This is a genomic window from uncultured Turicimonas sp., from assembly GCF_902477955.1.
Classification (GTDB): Bacteria; Pseudomonadota; Gammaproteobacteria; order Burkholderiales; family Burkholderiaceae_F; genus Turicimonas.
Map to the genome: position 1 here is coordinate 21301 of NZ_CABSJB010000024.1, position 21860 is coordinate 43160.

Below are 21860 nucleotides of genomic sequence, written 5' to 3' on the forward strand. Positions count from 1 at the left end.
TTGCTCCTATGCTTTCTCTGCCTCTAAAGACACAATTTCAATGCCGCGTTGATTTCGCCCGGTATAAGCCTGGAGCACATTGGCCGGGCAAATATTTTCACACACGCCGCAGCCGTTGCACTTGTCATTGTCAATGACCGGAACCTTTCCTTCGGCTAAAGAAATAGCATCATAAGGACACGCTTCTTTGCATTTGGTACAAGCCCGAGTTCTAAGAGCAATGCAGATATCGGTTAAACGAGCCTTTCCGACCGGTGTAGTCTCTCCCGAATACGCCGTAAGCGCTCCGGTTGGACAAACCTCAATGCATTTGTCGCAGAAGTCGCAGGAACCGTATCGGTAATTCATGACCGGAGTTCGCAGATTCAGCACGCCGTCTGCGAGACCTCCAATCGAAATGACATTGGTGGGACAAATACTTCGGCAGCGATCACAGCGGATGCACTTAGATAAAAAGTTTTTATCCTGTCCACCGGGCGGTCGAATTACTGGTGCCGATTCGACTTTGGAAGCGCCCCACCCGAGCGCAAAAAGAGCACCCGAAACTCCCACAGACAACAAAAGGCCCCTTCGGCCGATGGAAGAAGATTGAGAACTCATAGCAGCAGCCTCCTTGCCGATTAATCCAACAGATTGCCTATGCCTTACTTTTGAGATTCAGAACAAAAGTCCAAGCGGGCATAAGTCGAGGTCATCATTATTTTTTGAGGAAAGAGCAATAGTTTTATTGTTTCAGTTACCAGCTGACTATCTGCCTATAGCTTCGTAACGAAATTCTTGGTATCGGGGAAATTTAAATTTTCAATTGGAGGCCTCGTCAAACTGCACCCCGCTAAGCATCCTTTGATGGTCTTGACAGGTTCCTTCAAGCATCATCGCCGCTCCGCGGTAGAAGCAAGAGTCAACATTCTCGTAGATTTTGTTGAGAAATTTAGGCAGCCAATTAAAAATGTGCGTCTCAAGAAATGTCGCTTGATCCCGCAGAAAATTCATATATTCCGGTGATGCAGGCTTCTCATTTTTTGCTCTCCGGCAAAGATAAGCCAAGTAATCCAGCTCTAGCGCTATATGATCGTCATACAGGTCGCTCTGATTTTCGAGACCGTGTTCTCTATAGATCCGGCGGACTTGTTCATACGCTTCCTGCATGACGAGCCCCTGAGCACTGGTGTAGACCGACTCATAAGGATAAGCTGCTTTCGAGCCCGCAGTTCCGATAAAGGCCGCCGCGTACTCGGCCGCCAAAAGATCAAGTTGATTATCAGGCCCCTCTTGACGGATCGCTTCATCGATCCATCTCGCCCCTTTGCTGATAAGAGGATGGTCACAATAGTCAGATAGCTTAAGACCGAGAAGCTCCTCCTTTGCGTCTTGCGTGATTTCGGATTTGAATAAACGAGAAAGCAAGGTGTAGTTAATTTCGAAATCGAACAACTCCTCGTAGCTCGGGTACATAGGTAGTACTATCTTAGAATCATTTAGCTGCATGTCTGGTTCCCAAGAACAGGTCGGGGCCGAAGCTCCGACCCTATGAATTAAGGTTTGAAGAAATGCCACGCGGCCTGGCCGATGTCCAATAGCAAATTCTGCCATACAAATACGGCGATAAAAATCCCTGCCAACCCGACAGCTGCCAAGAGCATCTTTGCTTTTCTAGTAAAGGCGCCCGCCAGCGGAAGTACAACGCCGCAGAGGCCGCATCCGATCCAAAAATTCAGACTCAGACTCCCGGAAAGAATTTCGCGAGCCCCCTCCGACGTTTCCGGATCCCAAAGAAGATATCCGGCATATGCCGCATAGCCAAGACCGGTAACGCAAGCTGCAGCCGCAGAAGATATTTTTGCTTCAGCTATCTCAGCATCTTCAAATTCGCATTCCACAAGAAAGCAAAGTGAAGCGGCGCTCCAGTACAAACCGATGAAAGGAAGCATCAGCATGTAAGAGTTGAGCACGGGACGCCAGCTCATCACCATATTCGCTCCAAGCGCGAAAACCGCAATGAGAGAAAAAAGCGCTGAAATCAAGCTGAAAGCCCGAGTCTTTGTCTGATCCGCTTCTCGATAAAGGCAGATAAGATAAATCAAGCCTGCGGCCAGAGCGCCCGTGACGCCAATCATCTCCCAGAATAGCCATGACTTTGGATTTCCGAAGACACCCAAAATCATACTTGGCCTTCCAAGATTCGAGATCGCCGCAAAACCGCCCAGACTTAAGCACACAAACCCGAGTGCTGCGCAGATCTTCAGAGTCCTCTCAGTAAAGTCGGAGAACTCTGAAGCGGCCAGGGCAGCGAAAAGACCGGCACCTACGCAAAGTAAGGCTGCAAAGATTGATAAAGTCCAGTCGCCGACCATTTCTTCTCCTTATAGCATCTTCGGAGGTTTGTTCATCCATACACCGGTCTTCTTATGAAGAATATAACGGACGGAAGGATGGTTTCCGGAGTCCGGCATGCTGTGGACGTTCTCTTCGCCGGCAGCGGCAAGTACCTTGGAAACTTCGCTCTCCGGATCGTCTATATCCCCGAAGAAACGAGCACTTGCGCAGCAGGCTTTAACACAGGCCGGCTGCTCGCCGACTTCCTGCAAATGACGGCAGAGAGTGCATTTTTCCACAACCTTATTTTCCGGATTAAAGGAACGGGCACCGTAGGGGCAAGCGGCGATGCACATCTTGCAGCCGATGCATTTTTCCTTATCCACGAGTACTTGGCCGTCTTCGGTTTTGAAGGAAGCTCCGGTAGGACAGACTTTCACGCAAGGTGCGTCGCGGCAATTCTGACAAACGGTTGGCAGGAAGTACTGCTTGAGTTCGGGAAATTTTCCGACGGGTCCGATGGAAAGTACTTTGTTGTAGTACACACCGAGAGGAACATTGTTTTCATTCTTACATGCGACTTCACATGCAAAGCAGCCGATGCAGCGGTCGAGGTCAATTACGAGAGTTTTTTGTGCCATTTTTTATCCTTCGATCTTTGGGGTGTTCTCTGATGGAGCGGGCATCCAGACTTTGAACTGCTCCGGTTTCGTCCATACGCCTTCCGGTCCTTTATCTGCTTTAGAGATTCGAACTTGGTAGCCGCGAAGTGTGTACGTACCTACCATGTCGTTAAACGGAGCCGTGTTCTTAGAGAGAACGTTCACATTGGCTTCTTTCCAGCCGTGAGTGTCAGAGGCAAGTTTTTCCGGGAACCAGAAGCGTTCCATGTAAAGAACACCCGGATTGATACCCTCGGTTAATCTTGCTTTACCCTGTGTCTTACCGCGCTTAGATTCAATCCATGTCCAATCCCCTTGCTTAATGCCGTACTTGGCGGCCGTCTCCGGATTAATCCAAACTTCGGGAACAGGATAGATTTCACGCAGATAAGGAATGTTCCTGAGAGTGCTGTGGTGGAACATAGGCAGACGTCCATTGGTCATCACAAGCGGGTACTCTTTGGCAATTTCTCTGTTCGGACTTTCGTAAGGTTCCATGTAGTAAGGCAGCGGATCGTAGTCTTTTTCTACCGGATCAAGTTTTTGCAGAGCGTACGGAGCACCGGTGCGTCCCATCGTGATGAAACGGTCGGTATACAGTTCCAATTTCTTTGAAGCTGTGCCGAAGCCTACCGGGAGACCTGTCTTCGGATTGATCTTCTTATAGACGTAGTAGCTGTTCCATTTGTCATACGGCATTGCTTCGATAAAGCCTTTTTTCTTCAGCTCAGCAAACGTAATATTGAGCGGCTTGAGTTTCAGATCCAAGATTTCATCCATTGAATCCCACTGCGGAAGATCTGCTCCCATGAATTCCGGATCAAAGGACTTACGGCATACTTCGTGACCTAATTCACCGCAGCGCTTGAGAATTTTTGACCAAATAACTGTTTCGTGGCGTGTTTCCCAAGTATGCACGACAGCTTGACGAGCCCAAACCGTATTGAGAGACTCAGCAAGGAAATCGGTTTCGAGCCATTCTGTTGTAGGCAGAAGCATGTCCGCATACATAGAGAAGGATGTTGGGTAGTTAAACATATGGACGATGAAGTCCACGTGTTTAGTGGCTTCAGCCCAAGAACCTGCATCGCCGACGACTCCGAGCTTATTGCCGGAGCGCTCGAGCCATACTTTGATCGGGTATGGCTTGCCGGTCATGATCGCTTCCTGGATTCGGCTTGGCTGAGCTGCGTCCCAAGACAGAAGTCCTTTGAACTCTACGCCGCCGAGGCGTTTAGCAAGCTGACCCGGAGGCAGCAGGCGTTCACAGCGGGATACCAGGCTGTTCTTAGGCGGCACAGCCAATGGATTTCTGTTCATCAACGTTCCGGGTTTTTCCACATATCCCATTAAGGCGTTAAGGATGACGGCACCCATAGCCGCCTGAACGGAGTTCGGGTTCTGGTCGGTTGCTACACCCAAGGAGATTCCTCCCGGGCCCTCAGCGTAGATCTTGATCGCTTCTTCAATCTTTTCAGGTTTCAGCCAGCAGGTTTCTCCGGCTTTTTCAAGTGTCCATGGTTCTGCTCTTTCCTTGAGCAGGCGGAAACCGGTCTTGTAAGTTTTCCCGTTGTGAGTGAATTCGCCGTCTAGAACCGGATCAAGATTGTCGTTCCATGGATAGGGAAGCGGCTGAGGCTGGTTGGTTTTTGCATCCCAAACCACAAAATCTTCTTTTTTACCGTCTTTGAAAAGCTCATTGGCCTTGACTGTCATCTTAGTCTTTGTGTCGACCAGATAAGGCAAGTTTGTCCATTTAAGCACAAAATCTTTGTCGAAAAGATTGTGAGCAATGATGTAGCGTATCCAAGCAAGCTGAAGAGCCACGTCGGTACCGGGACGTACAGGAAGCCAAACATCGGCTTTGGCTGCGCTCGGCGCAAATCTCGGGTCGACAGAAACAGTTTTAACCCCTTTTGCTCGAAGGTTAGCAAGGGCATGACCGCCGCCTGCCGGACAGCTGTAGGAGACGTCAGTTCCCCACAGGACGATGTTTTTCATCGGAGTGTTTTTGTTGTAGATTTCCAGAGCGCATTCGTCAGCGATGGATGTAGAAGGTCCGCCGTACATCATGCCGAAGGCCAATGTTCTGGGAAGGAAGCACTGTGCGCATCCCGGTTCATACCAGTTAGGCGTACCGAAAATGTTGCAGAATCTGGCAATCATTCTAAAGTGCGGGTTTCCGCCGCCTCCGGTGGAGGCCATTACCGATTCAGCACCGTACTTTTCTCTGGCTTCCATCATTTTGTGAGCAATGATATCAATTGCCTCATCCCAGCTGATGCGTTTCCATTTATTCTCTCCGCGCTCTCCGACTCGAATCATCGGATACTTGTTGCGGTCCGGATGATAAAGAGCATTGATGCCGGAGAGACCTTTGGCGCAGAGTGTTCCGTCTGTCATCGGATAGTTCGGATCTCCCTCAATTTTAATGACACGGCCGTTGCGGACATGAGCACGGACACCGCAATTATGAATGCAGGCACGGCAGGTAGTAGTAATAATCTGAGTGTCGTCTTTTTGAGAGTCCGTTGGTTTTTGCGCAGTTGAAGTTCCGGCAGAAAAAGCCGGAGAAAACGGCGAAGCTGCTGTTGCGCCGGCAACGGCGGCTGCCTTGACGAAACTTCTGCGGCTAATTTGGGATAGTTTCATAAAGTTACTCCAAGGATTAAGAGTTTGGGGGATAGAAAAATTGGTACAAATTCCTCCCCTTCGGATGCTCTTCAGGCATCCGATGAGAACGAGATAAATAAAACTGTGGGCCCGGGATTGGCCTTTAAACTGCAGCCCTAATCTTTAGGACTAAGTGGTATTTGAGTGACGTTTTTCATGATGGGGAGCTATTAGTTATTGGGGATGACTCCATTCTATTTTTCTTCTTCAGTTGTTAATAGAGCATTTTTGTCTGTCACTCTTCAAAAATAACAATGTCACAATAATTCAATAAGTTATAGATAAATTTTAGGAACACCACGCAACGAATGTATTGATCAGAACGATTTTTGCCTATAGGATCACCTCTAAACCTACCCCCTCAAAATGCAGTATGAAGCAAAAAGATAACTTGCTTGCCTGGCGTGCGCTCACAGTCACTGTAGAGACAGGCAACATTACTCAGACGGCGTTGCTTCTTGATCTAGACAGCGCAAAGGTTTCCAGGCTTATTGCCGGATTAGAAAAAGACGTTGGTTTTGAGCTTCTGGTTAAAAACAAACGGCCGTTCATTCCCACGGATAGATGTCGACAGATTCTTCCGATGGTCATACCTTTGTTGGACGGATTCAGCAAACTTGATGAATTTTGCGAAGGCACCTCTTATAAGATTTTGATTCGGTTTTCTGCTCCGGTCGAGATGACTCAGCAGTTCTATTCGCAGGAATTGATGCAGTATTCTCGGCTCAATCCTCGCGTTCAGTTTTCCATGCTTCCGGAAATGACAGTTCGGGATCTGTTAAACGGAGATACCGATATTGCTGTCGTAAACCACTCACCGGCAGATCAATCGGAAATCGTTGCACGTCACGTGGTTTCAAACTCTACGCCCATATTTGCCTCCCCGCAATACTTGGAAGCTCATGGAGTTCCTCGAACTCCCGAAGATTTGTCCCAGCATGTCGGCCTATTACAGGTTATGCCCAATAGTGCGCCGACTATGCTTCTGTATCGTGACGGTGTCCCAAGCAACATTATTCATTGGCGTGAAATTTATCTAAGTCACGATCAATTACTTATTAGGAACATGGTGTTGAACCACCAGGGCATTACGCCGGATTTATATCTGGGCCACGTCGTTCAAGAGCTCAAGGAAGGAAAAATAGTTCCTATTCTTCCCGGCTGGGAGCGCCAGGACTGGAATATGCACATACTTGCGCGGCGTGATCGATATTTGTCGGATCCCGCGATAAGAGACTTTGTAAACTGGTTTTCTCAGGTAGAAAACAGAGGATGCATCGAGCGAATTATGGCGGCTAGAAGTGCAATCGAGGAGGCACGAGCAAAAGGTCTCGTTCCAAATTTCGAATAAAGCCGATTAGCTCTCGCTGCCGTCTGCGAGAGCTTTCAATTTATTATCTCGTCTTACTGGGCGTTTTCTGTGGCGATACCGCCGAATTCAATACCTACCACATAGGCAACGGCAAAATTATCCAGCGGCATGTCAGGAACAACAAAGCGGAATTGGTTCTTGCTTCCGGCTTGAATAACTTTGGTTTCTCGCGTCAGCAAATAAGCGTTCTTGTAGGCGTCAGGATTGCCTTCGGCATCTTTGCCGAATACGTGAATCGTAAAGTGAGCATTCGTATAGGTAATGCTCTGCGGATTGACAACCGTCAGAACAAATTCCGAACCGTTTCCGTTCTTCACGGGCTGATCAATGCCTAGAAGAAAGACTGCGCCGGAAGTAGATACCGGAGAAAGCTTAGGATCAGCCGGCATCAAAGGAATGGAGGATGTGGGAACGATACTTTCAAGGTAGTTCACTCGTTTTTGGAGCATCAGCACCGCTTCCTTCAAATCTTCAACCTGCTGCTTCAGTGTAGGTACTTGGCTTTTTGCTGTTTGGGCCAAGACCCCCGTGGAACAAAACAAAACGGCAGAGGCTGCGGCAGCTGCGATTAATAGTTTTTTCATGCTTAAATCTCCAAAATGATGGTGATTAAGCTTATCAACTCGGCCGACAGCCTCCATGAGTTCATCCTTATTTGAGCAGTAAGCGTGTAAAACTTTTTGACCGGTGAATTAAAAACCGGTGCTTCTTTTCGTTACGTCACGAAAAAACTCACCGGTCCGTTGCAAAACTACTTGATTACTTCAAGTATTCAGCAAAGTCTTTATCGAGCTTGGCTAAAGCATCGTTAATTTTTTGCTTCTGCTCCTGAGTCCATTTCTCTTGGTCCTGAATGGAAGCCTGCATGATATCAAGCTGCTTTCTCATCTCGGCCGGCTGCGGACCTCCGGCAGTTTTCCGGTTCTTAATAATTTCAATCGGATTCAAAGTAGCTTTAAACTGTTCTTCAGACATCGGCAGATTAGGATTACCGGTTGGATATTCGGACTTAATCACTTCGCTGTAGATTCTCTTTGCTTCTGCATATGGAAAATCTAACGGCTTGATGTCATGAGCTCGTGCATATCCGACCACCTGGCTTGCAAAATGGTGCCCCACGCGGAACGGCAGCTTGTACTCTCTCATCAGAACGTCAGCAACTTCCTGAGAAGCAGTCCAGTCAAGATTGAGCTCCTCCAAGGCACGCTTTGGATTGATTCTTAACGCCGTTAAGCACTTGTCAAAACTTTTCAGCATAGCCAGCGTTTGTTCCATCGTCGGCCAGTAAGAAGCTCCTTTTGGATCACTAAATCCTGGAGCGATATTGTGTGCACGAATCAACATTGTCTGAGCATCGCCAAATACTGTGCTTGCAGCTTTCCTAGTATTGATCAACAGTCCCGGATTACGTTTCTGCGGCATAGCGGAAGAAACGTAAGTATTGTCGCCCCCTTCTTGAAGAATAATCCAAGGACGCGGTTGAGCGTATTGAGTCATCACGTCTTGGATGAAGGTTCCGACATGCAAAGCGATTCCCGTAACAACATTGGAGATTTCGATCAATTCATCAATCGGCTTTGTCTGAGCGGCATCGTACGCATTTAATACCGGTGCTTTAAATCCCAGATAATCCGACATGCGCTGACGATTCAGCGGCCAGCTGGTTCCATTCAGCACAGTCGTTCCCATCGGAGAATAGTTAATCCGCTCATAGCATTCTTTCAGCTTCTGCTGATCACGTTCAAAGGAAGCAAGGTAACCGAAAAGATAGTGCGCATAACTATTGGGCTGAGCTGCAACACCGTTGGTGTAATTCGGAACGACGGTGTCGATATTTTTCTCTGCGATGTTCTGCAGGAGCTGCATTGTCTTAGCCAGAGCCTCGGAAATGGAGAGAATGTAGTCTCTGAGAATCATTGTGTTATATGAGGCATGCATATCCTGGCTGGAGCGGCCGATGTGAAGCATCGTGGCATCCATTCCGACTTTCTTAATCAACTCCGGTTCATAAGCGATCACTTTGTTCGGTCGTTTGGCGCCAGGTTTTGAAGCATCAGCAGCAACTTCTGAAATTCCTTTTGCTATCCTTTTTGCCAAATCCTTATCTAACAAATTCTCATCAGCGTTGATGACTACGGAAGCCTTATTCATCTCCGTTAGCCAATAAAATTGGTCACGCTGCGGAGCAGCTTCGGACACTGAGACCAGTGACAGTGCAGCGGCCAAAGCGGTTGCTGAGAAAGTCTTTAATTTGTTCATAGTTCCTCCTTGGTGATGTCTAATTTGAAGTCAATCAGGCCTTCTTTTGTCCTTATTCTGCCTGGCAATAAACCGAGACCTGAACTTTCTATTCTGAGTGTATCTCAGAACTCTCTTGCCTTAGAAAAAAAATTATTAGCCCACAGATTCTGCAAGGACAGAGAATTTCAAGAAAAATAGACCCCTAACACGATCAAAAAAAGGACGGCGTTCCGCAACTAGCGTCCTTTTTCAAAACTACAAAAAGCTCTCAGCCTATTCCTTCAGACTCTGCTCCAGCAAGGCTCTTTCCGTCATCAAAAACACAGTCATCGTAGAAGCGATGTTTTGCAGATCTTCGTTTTCTGTTGATTCCCGAATCTGTTTTGCAATGGCTTTGCCAACCGGAAGAAGATGATCCTCAACCAGTTCTAAAAGATCTTTCCCGTCTTTGCCCTGCATGACCAAAACTGTGGCAAAGGCCATTTCCATCGAAAGAGAATCAGCTTCCATTTCTTTTTCAGGCCTAGGCTGGAAATTATGCTTCCCGTAAAGCTCTTTGATGTCTCTCCAAGCCCCTTGGCAAAGAATTCCTTCTTCGCTTCTGTAAACGGATTCAGACAAAGGGATGGTTCTGGAACCAACGCCGTAAAACAGCTTTGCATACTCGGCTTCCAGCTTATTTCCTTCCTGAGGAGGTTCTGAAAGCGTGTCTGCCGTCACATTGGATCCGCTTAAAAAAGCATTTTCTCCGCGGACAAAAGCTTCTACCATCGGAAAAACATCCAGCAAGGGCTGAACTCTTTTATCGCCGAAAAAGTGACTGAAGAATTCGTAACAACCTAACCGGCTGCCTTTGTATTCCTCCAGAAATTCTTTTGCACTCTGCGTCATACACTTCCTTTCGTTAAAAATCCCCGCCTAATTGCTCAAGCGGGGGCAAAAATGTTTATGTAATTTTTGAACAACTTATCGGTTATCTAACTTTATCAGCTAGACCGGCAATGTCGCAATGGCTGGCAATATAACGAACCTTCGGTTGTGTACCGGCTTTTTCGTTCATTGCCACAGACTTGGCCACGAGGGCCTTCTGATCATCAGTTAAGTTGTCATAGTCGACAAACATCAATGCATTTACTGCACAGGCTTCCACGCATTTCGGAGGTAAGCCTTTAGAAGTCCTCTGCGGGCAGAGTGTGCATCTTTCTGCTTTGCCCGGAGTCCTCTTTTGGTGATCCAGCAACGGAACAATAACCAACTCATCCTTGTCGTAATAAGAAGTCTTTCCGCTGGTATTAAACTGCGGAGCGCCATACGGACAAGCAGCCAAGCAAGCCTTGCATCCGACGCATTTGCTCTGATCGACAAGGACTTCACCGTTCGGTCCTTTATAGATAGCCTTGACCGGGCAAACCGGCAAGCAAGCTGGATTATCGCAGTGCTGGCAGCTTACACGGTAGTAGTTAATGATGTTTTCTTTGACGTTTTCGTTGCGGTGAATTTGATTCCATTGAATGTTCGGCGCAACTTTATTTTCCTGTTTGCAGGCGATAAAGCAAGCCTGACATCCAATGCAGTTGTCAACATTGACGAGTATTCCGTATCTGCTCATGATCAGGCCTCCTTAGTGATTTCAACACAGGTTTCAAAGTACGGTGCATAGCCGGACAGCTTGTCGAATGTACGCGGAATAAGAACCTGAGAGTTCTGATTTCCTCTCCATCCGTACTGCATGCCTACCAGTCCCGGAGGAACGATGATGGAGACTCTGGCTTTTCCGTGACATTCGCCGTTCTGATTCTTAAGAACGATCTTGTCTCCTTCTTTAATACCTCTGGCTGCCGCGTCTTTCGGATTGATATCGATAGTAGACATCGGTTCGATTTCCAAAGAGTAAGGAGAGTCGGAGCGCACTTTGGAGTGTGTGATGTAGGGAGCGCGTGTACCGTTGATTAACTTCAGCGGATACTGAGCGGTCGGCTGCATCGGCTGTTGATATTCCGGATAAGTTCCTAAGTTGAACTTCTTGGTGATTTCAGAAACCAACTCTATCTTGCCGGACGGTGTTTCAAAGCCTGGCTGACCGTCATGTCTCAAGAGACCTTTTTCGTACTTCAACGGTTCTTGTTTCTGTGCTTTGACAACGGTCATGTTAGGCAGATTCTTCTGAGCTTCTGCATACGTTGTTCCCCACTTCTGAAGAATGGAGTCGCAGGCTTTAACGGGATCGCCGTCAAAGAAGTCTTTCGGATCGGCAACAAGCGCACCGATCTGGAATGCAATCCACCAGTCTTCTTTAGCTTCGCCCAATGGTTTGACCGGTTTTCTGACTGCTACTTTATTTCCGAATGTTGCAAACGGAGCGTAACGTTCATAGTTCATCGCTGCCGGAAGAATCAAATCAAGATTCTTATGAGAAATATCACGATAGAAGTAGTCGGTTGCAAATGCAAAATCCATATTCTTGATAGCTTCGGCATACACATCCGGCTGCGGCCAAATCATGACGTTGAAACCGAATCCGCAGAAAGCCTTAAGCTTGCCTTCTTTAACCCATTCAGGAAGCTTATTAGGATTAAATTGAACCTGTGTGTAGTTCCAAACCGGCACGAAGTCCTTATCTAAACGATCTTTCTTATGGGATTGGAACCACTTGTAGTCCACAAACTCTTTGGTAAGACCATTGTCATGGCAGATATAGCCTTCCGGACCGACTCCGAATAATGCACCGCCGGGAATATCTACGTAGCCGAGAATAACAGGAACGCACAACCAAGCACGGGAATTATTTACACCGTTTGTAGAATGAGACAATGACTGAGAAGTCAAAGTAAAGCTGCCTGGACCTTGAGCGTAAGCATGAGCAGCTTCTACAACAAGATTTGCCGGTACACCGGTCAACTCTTCAGTTTTTTCCGGAGTAAATTGTTTGCAGTAGTTGCGGTACTCTTCTACTCCATGAACCCACTTGTCGCAGAATTCTTTGTTGTATAAACCTTCCTCAAACAGCACACGGCAAACACCGGCTGCTAAGGCAGCGTCCGTTCCCTGACGAGGCTGCAGATGAACATCGGCAAGTTCAGCTGTCTTTGTACGGCGGACATCGACAACGACGATCTTTACACCGCGTTTTTTAGCGGCTCTTACACCGTTTAACCAACCATGCGGTTTTGACCATGCGCCGTTTGTAGCGATTACCAAATAGCTCTTAGTTTTCGGGCCGCAGCCGCCGCCGGAATATTCCACACCGAAGGTTAATTCTTCAGCAAGCATGGAGCCTTTACGGCAAGCAACGGAGGATTCAGTAGCATAGTGCCAAGAACCGAAATGACGAGCCAAGCGCATAACAGCGGGACGAGGTTCCTTAGGGTCACCGCAGAAGAAAAGAACGGATTCCGGACCATATTTTTCACGGACCGTCTTCAAATTGGCGGCAATCATAGCCAAAGCTTCTTCCCAAGAGCATCTGACAAACCCAGGATCATCACTGCCTTTCGGGTTTGTTCTCTTCATTGGATAAAGAAGGCGATTCGGGTTATAGAGTCTCTGCAGAGTTGCCAGAGCCTTGTTGCAGAGAAGTTTCTGCTGATGTTCTTTCCAATTACCGACAGACACAATGGTGTTGCCTTGTTTTTGGAATTTAATACCGCACATCGGCATTTGGTTGCAGTTATCGCAGATAGTAAAGCCGGTTTCTTCAGCTTCCTGTGCCTTAGCGGCTCCTGTGATAAACATCGAGGCTGCACTCGGTACTGCTGCAGCAATTGGGATAGTTTTGAATAAGCCGCGACGGCTCAAAGTTACATTGAGGTTTGTCATTAATTATCTCCTCCGAGAGAAGGAAGTTATAGTGGGGTGCTATCACTCTAATATTTTCCCAAAGCCTCAATTAGACTAGTGTACTTTCCTTGGTTATCCCTAGATTTCTCATCCCAATTACCTAGGAAATTATCCTTAGGGTTATCTCTCAGTACAAAAATATCCTATTGATTTATATGCCAATAATTTGGTTGGAAACTCTGGAATCTTTATTATTTCCTTTATCGCTGCTCTTAACGAGTTCCAAATGCGGGCTCTTAAGCTGAATGCGCCTTATCGGCCTATCTATCCGGAACTTTTAAGGCGTGTCTTCTAAAAGATCGAATACAACCAACAGAGCCTTTCCGGCTAGTGCCAACAAGTTACCAGCGTTCAATGTGCATTAGCTCTGCTCATCTTCAAACAGAATTTGTTCGGCTAATGTTCTAGGATAGTTGTAGGAATCAGCTTCGTCCATGCAGCCTCTAATCCACAGATAAAACGGCTCCAGCAGCTCTGGATTAACTAAAACAAATTCACCATCTCGTTTCCAGTTCTTCTCACGAATCCATTTATGGAGGACTTTGTCCAGCCAGACGGAAGAACAATTTGTCACTAGAACCTGATACTTCCTAGTCAACGGCACCGGCATACGAATCATTTTTCTGCCTTCATTGTCATAGACCATAGTTCCGTAATTCAAGGCCCATGTCGAAGTCAATGCTTTGAGCTTGTCTTCGGTACTCAATAGAGACAAACAGCAAAAACCGACACGATCAGAGAGGCTTGCAAGTTCAAACTGGACTTGGAGCAGCTCGTTAATGATTCGATCCTGTTTGGCGACTCCTGTCAAAATACTTTGCGGAACACAGACAACCTCCGCCTTTGTCACTGCAAAGTAATGTCCGGCAGCAGGACGGCCGGAAAAGAAATTTAGGTTGCCGGCAGCAATATGTCCGGGAGTTGATAAAGCAATGGCCTGAGTCTCGCCGCTAGTAGAACCAATTGCCCGACCGGTCACACCTTTTGTCACTAAAACTACGTGGTCAACCTTCTCTTTTGAGGAAAAAATTTTCTCGCCTTCTCTCAATGTTCTGACGATTCCCAACTTCATAAAGAGCTTTTCGAGAATGGGATGCAGACGATGATGAATCCATGGCATGACCGGCACTTTAGAGTAAATTGCATCCGCGGAATTGGTTTTGTTCTTCCCCTGAACAATTGATGCGTACCAACTTTGACTGAACTTTGCCATGTGAGGTTAGGTTGTTATTGTTATAGATAGTCGAAATAAATGTTGTTATAGCGTTAGATAATAATCGAGGTTTTCCTTGTATTTTAATTTTTAACTATTTTGTTTAAGTTAATCAAAGCAATGCTTCAACTTAAGTGCTACAGCAGAAAAGTGAGTGAATTATTCGTGATAAAGGAGGCTTGACCGAAAATCAGACCTCCTTACGTTTATAGAGCCAATTAGAGGTTGCCTCCCGGTGCGGTCGTCTTGGCACCGCCTTCTTTGGGTTCTCCTAACTTCGCTTTGAAAAACTCTATTACGGCATTAATGACATTAGGTTGATACCAGCTGATATCACCATGCTTAGCATTTTTCATCAAAATATATTGGGCATCAACGTTTTTTTGCTTCAAAGCTTCATACATCTGTTTGCTCTGAACGGGACTCACCAAAGGATCCTCTGCGCCGTGCATCAGAAGGAAAGGAGGTTCGGTTCCGTCAACATGTCCGATAGGGCTCGCGTCTAATGCTTTCTCCGGAGTTTCTAAAACGGAGGCACCGGCAAAATCTCTGAATGCCGGGCCATTGACTAAAAGAGCTTCTGTGACTGCAGCGGAGTCGTGTACTTTTCGAATGTTTTCCGGATGTCCTTCACCGATATTTCTTAGGTCAGAAATGCCGTAAATGGACACAACCGCTTGAACATCTGAATTTTGATTCAAATAGTCGCCCGCATCCCACTTCTTTTCGCCATTGGTAGCCCCTACCATCTGAGAGACATAACCGCCGGCAGAGTCTCCAAGAACACCGATTCTTTCCGGATCAATCCCGAATTCTTTAGCATGTTCTCTTAAAAATCTAACGGCTGCTTTACCATCTTGCAGGAGTGCCGGAAATTTATTCGGAACAGTACGATATTCACAAGCAGCTACGACAAAACCAGCCTTTGCCAAAGCCATCCGCATTTCTGTGTACTTTTCATAATCGGCGGAAGTAAAGCCGCCACCGGGAAAATAAATGATCGCAGGTTTGAGCTTGTTGTCACGAGGAATCAGCACTGTCATGCGCAACGCCCGATTATGTCTTAAGCCTTTAATCTGAGAGTAAATAATGCCGCCGATAGTATCTATCTGACCGTTTTCTATTTTGGGAGAGATGACAGTGGCACCTTTTGAATATCCGAGTAATTGGGTGTCATCAGCCATGGCAACGGAAGAAGAAAAGGCAGAAAGAGAAAGAAGAGCCGCTGCCATGGAAATCTTAAAAATAGTTTTCATATTGCCTCCCAAAGTGATGAAGAAATTATCATCGATATCCGTAGAGGCAACAACCTAACCATTTAGGTAGTTGAGATAGAGATTTCTCTGTCAAAAATCATGGGTCGGATTGAAATTATGCTGAAACTCACGGAGTTTTCGCCCTTCACGCTTAGTCGGGCGCCCTTTATGGTCAGCTCCCGGAACCGGTATTAAAGCCGCGGCTTCTTTAATCTGTTCCCGTTTAAATTTACTTTCTTCCGTCTCCTCGTAAAGAGTCGCTGCAACAGGAGCCGGGCCTCTTTTTCCGGAAAGAGCTTTAACAATCACTATAAAGCGCTCAGAGCCTCGAAATATTTCCAGCTCATCTCCTACTCTGACCTCTTTACTCGCCTTAGCACGAGCCTTATTGACCTTTACACGGCCCAATTCAATATTGTCTTGAGAAAGAGTTCTGGTTTTGAAAAATCGTGCAGCCCAAAGCCATTTATCTAAACGGATGGAATCGAGTTCTGTTTCAGCCTTGTTTCCCATTAGTACCTCCCAAAACAAAAGTCCGCAATTTGCGGACTTTTGAAAATATCATCGAAACTAAAAATTATTCAGCTTTAGCTTCTTCTTTTGCTTCAGCAGCTGGCTTGTTATCCGTAGTCTTCTGAACCAATTCTACATAAGCCATCGGAGCATTGTCGCCTACACGGTAACCCATCTTAAGGATACGAGTGTAACCGCCGTTTCTTTCTTTGAACATCGGTCCGATTTCGTTGAAGAGTTTGACAACCATTTCGCGATCACGAAGTCTGTTGAAAGCCAAACGTCTGTTGGCAACTGTCGGTTCCTTGGCAAGAGTGATCATCGGTTCTACAACGCGACGAAGTTCTTTTGCCTTAGGCAATGTTGTCTTGATAGCTTCATGACGAAGAAGGGAGTTCATCATGTTGCGGAGCATTGCCAAACGGTGTGCAGATGTACGGTTTAATTTACGGAGACCAAGTTTATGACGCATTTTATAAATTCCTTAAAAAGTCTTTGTTAGGGTGCCTTTTAGGCATCTCCCGTCTCTTCTATCCCTACCGGGCGGGCGGGTTTGAAAGCCGTGATTGTACACAGCTTTCTGATTTAAAACAATAAATACGACAAGTACTACAAAAAATTAGTAATCAAGTCCTACTGGTGGCCAGTTGTCTAACTTCATACCTAAAGTCAGACCATGAGTTCCGAGAACTTCCTTGATCTCGTTAAGAGATTTTCTGCCTAAGTTAGGTGTCTTAAGAAGTTCATTTTCGGTTCTCTGAATAAGGTCGCCGATGTAGTAAATATTTTCAGCCTTCAAGCAGTTGGCAGAACGAACTGTCAATTCAAGATCATCAACCGGACGGCGGAGGATCGGATCAACTGGAGGCTGTGGTTTAACAACCGGGATTTCCTGTTGCTGCGGGATGACAGGCTGAGCCTGAACCGGAACAACTGGTTCAATGCCGATAGTGGCAATGCCGCCGAAGACGGAAAGCTGATCCTGAAGAATATGGGCAGCCTGACGGACTGCTTCTTCCGGAAGGATGGCGCCGTTTGTATCAACGGAAAGAACAAGTTTGTCCAAGTCTGTACGTTGTTCAACACGAGCGTTTTCAACTTTGTAAGCAACACGAAGAACAGGAGAGAAAGAAGCGTCCATGATGATCTTGCCGATAGTGGCTTTGCTGTAATCATCCTTGAGAGCTCTCATATCGCCTGGCTGGTAGCCTCTGCCCTTTTCTACCTTGATCTGCATGTCAAGCTTGCCGCCGGAAAGGTTGGCAATTACATGGTCAGGATTCAAAATCTGGCAGTCGTGCGGTAAGTCGAAGTCAGCTGCTGTGACAGGGCCTGTGCCTTCTTTACGCAATGTAACGGTAACTTCATCTCTGTTTTCGAGTTTGAAGATAACGCCCTTAACGTTAAGAAGAATGTCCACAACGTCTTCTTTAACACCGTCGATCTGGCTGTATTCGTGTACAACACCGGCGATCTGTGCTTCAGTTGGAGCATAACCAATCATGGAGCTCAAAAGAACTCTGCGGAGAGCATTTCCAAGAGTGTGAGCGTAACCGGTTTCAAACGGTTCCATGGTTACTGTTGCGGAATATGGATTGCCTTCAGCTGTTTCAACTTCAATGCTGCGTGGCTTTAAAAGATTGTTAACCGACATTGAATATCCTTTTTACAATACCCTCGGCTCGTTACACCGATAAGGCTGCTAGGAAAAACGGGGCTTTAAAAACGAGTTTACGATCCGAGCCCCAAAGACCGGATCGTAGACATTGTATCAAGCGGCGCACTACACCGCTTTGACATAAATTAGCGAGAGTAAAACTCAACAATCAGAGATTCGTTGACGTCGTGAGCGATTTCGTCACGAGCTGGTACGTTCTTGAATGTACCTTCCAATTTCTTGGAATCAACTGCAACCCAATCAGGGAAACCGTTAGATTCAGCCATCTTAACGCTTTCGTTGATACGGGTTTGGTTTTTGGCTTTTTCGCGAATAGCGATAACATCGCCGGCACGAACTTGGTAGGAAGGAATGTTTACTTTCTTACCGTTGACTGTAACGGCGCAGTGGCTAACCAACTGGCGAGCTTCTGCACGTGTGCAGCCGAAGCCCATTCTGTAGACGACGTTGTCTAAACGGCACTCTAACAAACCGAGTAACTGTTCGCCAACGTTGCCGCGCATAGAATTGGCTTTTTCGAAATAAAGTCTGAACTGACGTTCGAGAACGCCGTACATACGTTTAACTTTTTGCTTTTCACGAAGCTGCTGACCATAGTCAGACAATCTGGCACCGGAAGTGCGGCCATGCTGACCAGGAGCTTCTTCGGATTTGCATTTTGAACTGAAAGAACGTCTTGCGCTCTTCAAGTTCAAGTCGCAGCCTTCACGGCGTGCGAGCTTTTCTTTAGGTCCGGTATAACGAGCCATTTGTTTCTCTTATCCTGTGTGTTCCACATTCAGTCCATCAGATTAGAACTGATAAACGCGGGAATTTGTTAAATTAAACACGACGACGCTTAGATGGGCGAACACCGTTATGAGGAACTGGTGTAACGTCCTGAATCGAAGTGACGCGAATGCCGAGTGCATTCAATGCACGGACGCTGGATTCACGGCCAGGTCCCGGTCCGGTAATACGGACTTCAACATTCTTTAAACCGTATTCAAGAGCATGACGTCCGGCTTGTTCTGCAGCAACCTGTGCAGCGAACGGAGTGGACTTTCTAGAACCCTTGAAACCCTGAGCGCCGGAGCTGGATGCAGCAATTGCATTACCCTGACGGTCAGTAATTGTGATGATAGTGTTGTTAAAGGAAGCGTGAACGTGAGCAATACCCTCGTTAACAACTTTCTTAACTTTTCTACGTGCGCGCTGAGCAGCGATCTGCTGAGCGTTTGGAATCTTACCTGCCATAGTCGTCTATACCTTACTTTTTGAGCGCTACACCAGCTTTCTTCGGACCTTTACGGGTACGAGCATTGGTGCGTGTTCTCTGTCCGCGAACAGGTAAACCACGACGATGACGCATTCCTCTGTAAGTTCCTAAGTCGATAAGGCGCTTAATTGATAACTGAACTTCACGACGAAGGTCACCTTCAACTGTGAACTGGCCGATTGCATCACGAATCTTTTCCAGTTCAGCGTCTGTAAGGTCTTTTACCTTCTTAGATGTTTCTACACCAACCGATTCCAAAATTTGGCGTGCACGTGGACGACCGATACCGTAGATAGCGGTCAAACCGATTTCAGCATGCTGATTCGGTGGAATGTTAATACCGGCGATACGAGCCATTTATTTAACCTCTTTAGCCTTGGCGCTGTTTATGACGTGGATCGGAGCAAATTACGCGAACCACACCTTTGCGCTTAATAATCTTGCACTTACGGCACATTTTTTTGACCGAAGCGTTTACTTTCATATTAATCTCCAAATGTGTGTTGACTTCTCGCAAAATCAACAAGTTAAAACTTGTCTAAATGTAGTGCATAAAGACAAGTTAAGCGTAAGGTGCGTGATTTTATCAAAAATCACGCACTCTTGCGCAAATTTATGGTTACTTTCCTTTAACGGGGAAGGGAACCTGGACCGAAACCCTTGAAGTTTGTCTTCTTGAGTAACGATTCATATTGATGGCTCATGAGATAAGCCTGAACCTGACTCATAAAGTCCATGGTTACTACCACGACGATCAATAAGGATGTACCGCCGAAGTAGAAAGGAACGTTAAAGCGTAAGTTCAAGAACTCAGGAACCAAGCATACAAACACCAGATAGAACGCGCCTGCTAATGTCAAGCGAAGGAGAACTTTATCAATGTAGCGTGATGTCTGTTCACCCGGGCGGATACCTGGAACGAATGCGCCGCTCTTCTTAAGATTCTCTGCAGTTTCTTTCGGATTGAAAACCAATGCCGTATAGAAGTAAGCAAAGAAAATAATCAAAGCTGCGTAAAGCAATGTATATAACGGTTGGCCGGGAGATAAAGAAGCAGCCAAGTCGCGAATCCAACGTGTGGAATCTCCGCTTGTAAACCATCCGGCTAATGTAGCTGGGAAGAGAATCAAGGAAGATGCGAAGATAGGAGGAATTACGTTAGCCATATTTATCTTCAAAGGAAGATAAGAACTCTGACCGCCGTAAACCTTGTTGCCAATCTGACGCTTAGCGTAATTGACTGTGATTCTGCGTTGTCCTCTCTCAACAAACACAACGAAAGCGGTAACCAAAATCACAATGGCGATAATGAAGATCATGGACAGCGGGCTGATTGCTCCTGTGGAAACCAACTGGAACAAGCTGCTGACGGCTGCCGGAAGACCTGCAACGATACCGGCAAAGATAATGATGGAAATACCGTTTCCAATACCTCTCTCTGTAATTTGTTCGCCAAGCCACATTAAGAACATGGTGCCAGTAACGAGAGAAATTACACAGACGCAGCGGAAGAACATACCCGGGTCGATAACCAATCCGGGCTGAGTTTCCAATGCGACTGCGATACCTAATGCCTGGAATGCACCAAGCAATAAAGTACCGTATCGAGTGTATTGAGTGATTTTCCTGCGTCCGGATTCACCTTCTTTTCTTAAGGCTTCAAGGGAAGGAAGCACATAAGAGAGCATTTGCATAATGATGGATGCCGAGATGTACGGCATGATACCAAGTGCAAAAATGGAGAACCTGGACAAGGCGCCACCGGAGAACATGTTGAACAGTCCTAAGATGCCGCCTTGCTGCTGATTAAACAGCTCGCGCAGAGTAACTGGATCGATTCCCGGAACCGGAATATGCGTGCCGATACGAAATACGACGAGAGCAAGAAGAAGGAATATCAATCGACGATATAAATCGCCGTACTTGCTGCTGGCTTTCGCCGGAGTATTTTTGGCCACGTTGACGGTTCCTTATGAATTGATTACTTGCTCTTTTCTTCTACAACGACGCTGCCGCCTGCTGCTTCAATAGCAGCTTTAGCACCTTTGGTGACAGACATTCCGCGAACAACTACCTTGCGGGTAATTTCGCCGGAAAGAATGACACGTGCGTCCTTGGAGTCAGCTTTGATAACATTGGCGTTGATGAGATCGCCAAGATTGACTTCATCAAGACCAAGTTTTTCTAAGTCAGACAAACGAACTTCTGCAACATTAGCGTGTGTCCAAGATGTGAAACCACGCTTTGGAAGACGACGATGCAATGGCATCTGACCGCCTTCGAAACCAACTTTATGGAATCCACCGGCTCTGGATTTTTGACCTTTGTGGCCGCGTCCTGCTGTTTTGCCCCAGCCGCTGCCTACACCGCGGCCAACGCGGTGAGCTGCGCTCTTGGAACCTTCAGCTGGCTGAATTGTATTAAGTCTCATTGTTATTTCCTCAATTATTCAGCACGTACTAAGTAAGATACGGTGTTGATCATGCCGCGAACTGCTGGTGTATCTTCGAGTTCACGGGTTTGACGAATTTTTCTCAATCCAAGACCGAGAACAGTAGCACGATGGGCTTTTTTGCAGCCGATCGGGCTCTTGACCAATGTAACTTTGACAGTCTTCTTGTCCATTTTGTTCTCCAATCTCTTAACCTAACAACTCTTCAACGGTCTTGCCGCGCTTAGCAGCAATTTCGCTTGGTGTGCGAAGATGGCTGAGAGCATCTAAAGTTGCACGAACCATGTTGTATGGGTTGGATGAGCCATGAGACTTAGCAACGATGTTGCGGATACCCATTGCATCGAATACAGCACGCATCGGGCCGCCGGCGATGATACCGGTACCTT

23 protein-coding genes and 1 pseudogene are annotated in these 21860 nt (G+C 46.7%); 1 reads left to right on the forward strand and 23 read right to left on the reverse strand.

What is annotated here, in order from left to right:
* Positions 1 to 6 precede the first annotated feature (6 nt).
* From RDK53_RS07995 to RDK53_RS08015, 5 genes are all read right to left on the reverse strand, one after another.
* The gene (locus RDK53_RS07995) at positions 7 to 600 is read right to left on the reverse strand and encodes a 4Fe-4S dicluster domain-containing protein (RefSeq protein WP_308514091.1); all 594 of its coding nucleotides are present in this window, start codon (positions 598 to 600) and stop codon (positions 7 to 9) included.
* A 201-nt stretch (positions 601 to 801) separates the two neighbouring features.
* Positions 802 to 1488 carry a molecular chaperone TorD family protein gene (locus RDK53_RS08000; RefSeq protein WP_308514092.1) on the reverse strand — a complete coding sequence of 229 codons (687 nt, stop codon included), beginning with the start codon at positions 1486 to 1488 and terminating at the stop codon, positions 802 to 804.
* 47 nt (positions 1489 to 1535) lie between these two features.
* Entirely contained in the window at positions 1536 to 2354 is an 819-nt protein-coding gene (locus tag RDK53_RS08005) for a hypothetical protein (protein ID WP_308514093.1), read from the reverse strand.
* Positions 2355 to 2363: 9 nt separating this feature from the next.
* The gene (locus RDK53_RS08010; RefSeq protein WP_308514094.1) at positions 2364 to 2957 is read right to left on the reverse strand and encodes a 4Fe-4S dicluster domain-containing protein; all 594 of its coding nucleotides are present in this window, start codon (positions 2955 to 2957) and stop codon (positions 2364 to 2366) included.
* A 3-nt stretch (positions 2958 to 2960) separates the two neighbouring features.
* Positions 2961 to 5630, reverse strand: coding sequence for a molybdopterin-dependent oxidoreductase (locus RDK53_RS08015; protein WP_308514095.1), 2670 nt, complete (start codon positions 5628 to 5630; stop codon positions 2961 to 2963).
* A 394-nt stretch (positions 5631 to 6024) separates the two neighbouring features.
* Here RDK53_RS08015 and RDK53_RS08020 point away from each other — a divergent pair, with 394 nt between their 5' ends.
* Positions 6025 to 7002: a LysR family transcriptional regulator gene (locus RDK53_RS08020; protein ID WP_308514096.1), complete on the forward strand. Its 978-nt coding sequence runs from the start codon at positions 6025 to 6027 to the stop codon at positions 7000 to 7002.
* Between the two features lie 53 nt (positions 7003 to 7055).
* On the opposite strand, the gene RDK53_RS08025 is transcribed toward RDK53_RS08020, so the two are convergent.
* From RDK53_RS08025 to RDK53_RS08110, 18 genes and pseudogenes are all read right to left on the reverse strand, one after another.
* Positions 7056 to 7607 (reverse strand): hypothetical protein, encoded by a 552-nt coding sequence (locus tag RDK53_RS08025; protein ID WP_308514097.1) that lies wholly within the window; start codon positions 7605 to 7607, stop codon positions 7056 to 7058.
* Between the two features lie 175 nt (positions 7608 to 7782).
* Positions 7783 to 9282, reverse strand: a complete 1500-nt coding sequence (locus tag RDK53_RS08030) for an argininosuccinate lyase (RefSeq protein WP_308514098.1) — start codon at positions 9280 to 9282, stop codon at positions 7783 to 7785.
* A 255-nt stretch (positions 9283 to 9537) separates the two neighbouring features.
* The gene (locus RDK53_RS08035) at positions 9538 to 10155 is read right to left on the reverse strand and encodes a molecular chaperone TorD family protein (RefSeq protein ID WP_308514099.1); all 618 of its coding nucleotides are present in this window, start codon (positions 10153 to 10155) and stop codon (positions 9538 to 9540) included.
* Between the two features lie 82 nt (positions 10156 to 10237).
* Positions 10238 to 10873 carry a 4Fe-4S dicluster domain-containing protein gene (locus RDK53_RS08040; protein ID WP_066594940.1) on the reverse strand — a complete coding sequence of 212 codons (636 nt, stop codon included), beginning with the start codon at positions 10871 to 10873 and terminating at the stop codon, positions 10238 to 10240.
* Between the two features lie 2 nt (positions 10874 to 10875).
* Positions 10876 to 13080 (reverse strand): molybdopterin-dependent oxidoreductase, encoded by a 2205-nt coding sequence (locus RDK53_RS08045; protein ID WP_308514100.1) that lies wholly within the window; start codon positions 13078 to 13080, stop codon positions 10876 to 10878.
* A gap of 382 nt (positions 13081 to 13462) precedes the next feature.
* On the reverse strand, positions 13463 to 14314 hold the full coding sequence (locus tag RDK53_RS08050) for a cyclic nucleotide-binding domain-containing protein (protein ID WP_308514101.1): 852 nt from the start codon (positions 14312 to 14314) through the stop codon (positions 13463 to 13465).
* Between the two features lie 218 nt (positions 14315 to 14532).
* Positions 14533 to 15570 (reverse strand): alpha/beta hydrolase, encoded by a 1038-nt coding sequence (locus RDK53_RS08055; protein ID WP_308514102.1) that lies wholly within the window; start codon positions 15568 to 15570, stop codon positions 14533 to 14535.
* A 90-nt stretch (positions 15571 to 15660) separates the two neighbouring features.
* Positions 15661 to 16083, reverse strand: coding sequence for an RNA-binding S4 domain-containing protein (locus RDK53_RS08060; RefSeq protein ID WP_066594932.1), 423 nt, complete (start codon positions 16081 to 16083; stop codon positions 15661 to 15663).
* 64 nt (positions 16084 to 16147) lie between these two features.
* Positions 16148 to 16555, reverse strand: a complete 408-nt coding sequence (rplQ, locus tag RDK53_RS08065; protein ID WP_066594930.1) for a 50S ribosomal protein L17 — start codon at positions 16553 to 16555, stop codon at positions 16148 to 16150.
* A gap of 147 nt (positions 16556 to 16702) precedes the next feature.
* Positions 16703 to 17737 (reverse strand): DNA-directed RNA polymerase subunit alpha, encoded by a 1035-nt coding sequence (locus tag RDK53_RS08070; RefSeq protein ID WP_277030098.1) that lies wholly within the window; start codon positions 17735 to 17737, stop codon positions 16703 to 16705.
* A gap of 149 nt (positions 17738 to 17886) precedes the next feature.
* On the reverse strand, positions 17887 to 18510 hold the full coding sequence (rpsD, locus tag RDK53_RS08075) for a 30S ribosomal protein S4 (protein WP_066594926.1): 624 nt from the start codon (positions 18508 to 18510) through the stop codon (positions 17887 to 17889).
* 73 nt (positions 18511 to 18583) lie between these two features.
* On the reverse strand, positions 18584 to 18997 hold the full coding sequence (rpsK, locus tag RDK53_RS08080) for a 30S ribosomal protein S11 (RefSeq protein WP_066594924.1): 414 nt from the start codon (positions 18995 to 18997) through the stop codon (positions 18584 to 18586).
* Between the two features lie 13 nt (positions 18998 to 19010).
* Complete coding sequence (rpsM, locus tag RDK53_RS08085) at positions 19011 to 19376, reverse strand: 30S ribosomal protein S13 (protein ID WP_217983951.1); 366 nt, start codon at positions 19374 to 19376, stop codon at positions 19011 to 19013.
* Between the two features lie 13 nt (positions 19377 to 19389).
* On the reverse strand, positions 19390 to 19503 hold the full coding sequence (gene rpmJ / locus RDK53_RS08090) for a 50S ribosomal protein L36 (RefSeq protein WP_008810441.1): 114 nt from the start codon (positions 19501 to 19503) through the stop codon (positions 19390 to 19392).
* Positions 19504 to 19648: 145 nt separating this feature from the next.
* Positions 19649 to 20977 carry a preprotein translocase subunit SecY gene (gene secY, locus RDK53_RS08095; RefSeq protein WP_281523875.1) on the reverse strand — a complete coding sequence of 443 codons (1329 nt, stop codon included), beginning with the start codon at positions 20975 to 20977 and terminating at the stop codon, positions 19649 to 19651.
* A gap of 23 nt (positions 20978 to 21000) precedes the next feature.
* A complete protein-coding gene (gene rplO, locus RDK53_RS08100) occupies positions 21001 to 21450 on the reverse strand; it encodes a 50S ribosomal protein L15 (protein ID WP_277036406.1) in 450 nt (149 codons plus the stop codon).
* A gap of 14 nt (positions 21451 to 21464) precedes the next feature.
* Entirely contained in the window at positions 21465 to 21644 is a 180-nt protein-coding gene (gene rpmD / locus RDK53_RS08105) for a 50S ribosomal protein L30 (protein WP_066594917.1), read from the reverse strand.
* Positions 21645 to 21660: 16 nt separating this feature from the next.
* Positions 21661 to 21860 (reverse strand): annotated as a pseudogene (locus RDK53_RS08110) (30S ribosomal protein S5); the annotation flags it as partial.